At 46.5% G+C, this 2,193-nt stretch carries 4 protein-coding genes; all 4 read left to right on the top strand.

The window, feature by feature from the left end; genetic code table 11:
- Positions 1-445 (top strand): (Fe-S)-binding protein (locus V2I46_09615; GenBank protein MEE4177755.1); only part of this gene is annotated, 445 nt, incomplete at its 5' end.
- Between the two features lie 10 nt (positions 446-455).
- Positions 456-848 carry a sulfate reduction electron transfer complex DsrMKJOP subunit DsrJ gene (gene dsrJ / locus V2I46_09610; protein ID MEE4177754.1) on the top strand — a complete coding sequence of 131 codons (393 nt, stop codon included), beginning with the start codon at positions 456-458 and terminating at the stop codon, positions 846-848.
- Positions 845-1,639 (top strand): 4Fe-4S dicluster domain-containing protein, encoded by a 795-nt coding sequence (locus tag V2I46_09605; GenBank protein ID MEE4177753.1) that lies wholly within the window; start codon positions 845-847, stop codon positions 1,637-1,639. Before dsrJ ends, V2I46_09605 begins: the two co-directional genes overlap by 4 nt.
- A 7-nt stretch (positions 1,640-1,646) precedes the next feature.
- The coding region (gene nrfD, locus V2I46_09600; protein MEE4177752.1) for an NrfD/PsrC family molybdoenzyme membrane anchor subunit at positions 1,647-2,193 on the top strand (547 nt) is incomplete at its 3' end.

Here is a 2,193-nt window from a genome sequence, read left to right as displayed (position 1 = left end):
CCACTTAAAAGTCACATTTCATGATTCATGCAATCCGGCCAGGGGCATGGGATTGTTGGACGAACCGCGTTATGTGATTCAAAATGTTTGTAAGAATTTCTATGAAATGCCGGCAAATACGATCCGGGAGCAGACCTTTTGTTGTGGCAGCGGTTCCGGGCTCAACGCCGGTGAGGATATGGAGCTGCGAATGATGGGCGGCATGCCCAGAGCCAACGCTGTTCATTTTGTGAAAGAAAAATTTGATGTTAATATGCTTGCATGTGTTTGTGCCATCGACCGGGCGGCGCTTCCGGCTCTAATGGACTATTATGAACCGGAAGTCGGCGTGACCGGGCTTCATGAACTGGTCGCCAACGCCCTGATCCTGCCCGGCGAGAAAAAAAGAACGACCAATTTACGGGGGGAGCCCCTGCTAGGGATGGAGGATGAAGATGCCGAATAACAGCAAAGGGATGTACAACAAAAATCTGGTTATTGCGGGCATAGTGATTTTTGTGATTCTTGCCGCATTTCCTTTCTGGTTCAACGTCGTTAAATCCGCGCCGGCTCCCGAAGTGGTTCTTACAGAAAAAGCCAAGGCTGCGAAAGAGTGTGTTCGGTCCAAGGAATACATGACCACGGATCATATGGTACTTTTGGATACCTGGCGAGATTCTGTTTTGCGGGACGCAAAAAGGACATATGTAAATCCCAAAGGGGTGGAATTTAACATGAGCCTTTCAAACACTTGTCTGGATTGTCACTCCAATAAAGTGGAGTTTTGCGACAGGTGCCATGATTATGCCTCGGTATCCCCTTACTGCTGGGATTGCCATATTGATAACCCTCAAGGAGGCACAGAATGAAAAGCAGTAGAAGAAACTTTCTCAAAATAGCGGGGATTACGGCTCTGGGTATCGGTGTCAGGCCGACGATTGATACTATTGCAGCCGTCGGAGGTCACGGCCCTACCGAACCGGAACCAATTTTTAAACAAAATGAAAAGGCCCTCACCGCAAAGCAGTGGGCCATGGTTGTCGATACACGTAAAATCAAGTCTGAAAAAGATGTGGCGCCTTTATACGAGGCATGCCATAAGATCCACAATGTTCCGGATATGCCGAATAAAAGGCATGAAATTAAATGGATCTGGCCGGAGCAATTTCATCATGCGTTTCCGGACCTGCACAGTGAGTTCCTATCGGAAAAAATTCATCATACTATTTTTCCGGTTCTTTGCAACCATTGTGAAAATCCGCCTTGTGTCAGAGTATGTCCGACCAAAGCGACTTTCAAAAGGGAGAGCGATGGTGTCGTCGTTATGGACTATCATCGGTGTATTGGATGCCGATTCTGCTTGGCAGCTTGTCCCTATGGAGCCAGAAGTTTCAACTTTTTCGACCCAAGAGAATATATCAAGGAAATTAATTTGAAATTTGCCAGAAGAACCAAAGGGGTTGTCGAAAAGTGTAACTTCTGCGAAGAAAGGTTGTCGGAAGGGATCGAACCGGCCTGCGTTGAGGCTTCCAACGGTATTCTGACTTTCGGAGATCTTTATGATCCAAATTCTGAGGTCAGGAAGCTCATTGCGGAAAATTTCACCATTCGACGCAAAATTCACCTGGGCACCAGCCCGGCAGTCTACTACATCGTGTGAGGTGGTTATGCTAGAAAAGGCATTAAAAGGATCTAAAGTATACTATGGTTGGATGCTTGCCCTGCTTACGATTATCGGCGTAGGTTTCGGCACTTATTTGTGGCAGTTCAATTCCGGTCTTGGTATCACCGGTTTGAGTCGGGATGTCTCCTGGGGTTTTTATATCGCTCAGTTTACCTTCCTGGTTGGTGTTGCTGCGTCAGCGGTGATGCTGGTCCTTCCTTATTATCTTCATGATTACAAGGCCTTCGGAAGAATTACCATTTTAGGGGAGTTTCTTGCGGTATCTTCTGTGACCATGTGTCTGCTCTTTATTATCGTGGATTTAGGGCAACCCGTTCGCGCATTGAATGTTTTGCTGTATCCGACACCCGGATCCGTATTGTTTTGGGATATGATTGTTTTAAATGGTTACCTGTTGCTGAATCTCGTAATAGGCTGGAAAGTACTTGAGGCTGAAAGAAACAACGTCCATTATCCCATGTGGCTCAAACCTCTTATTTACCTGTCGATTCCATGGGCAGTCAGCATTCATACCGTAACAGCTTTTCTTT

This window comes from Bacteroides sp., from assembly GCA_036351255.1.
Lineage (GTDB): Bacteria > Bacteroidota > Bacteroidia > Bacteroidales > UBA7960 > UBA7960.
The sequence above is the reverse complement of the archived record's forward strand: the minus strand, read 5'-3'. Positions and strand labels throughout refer to the sequence as shown.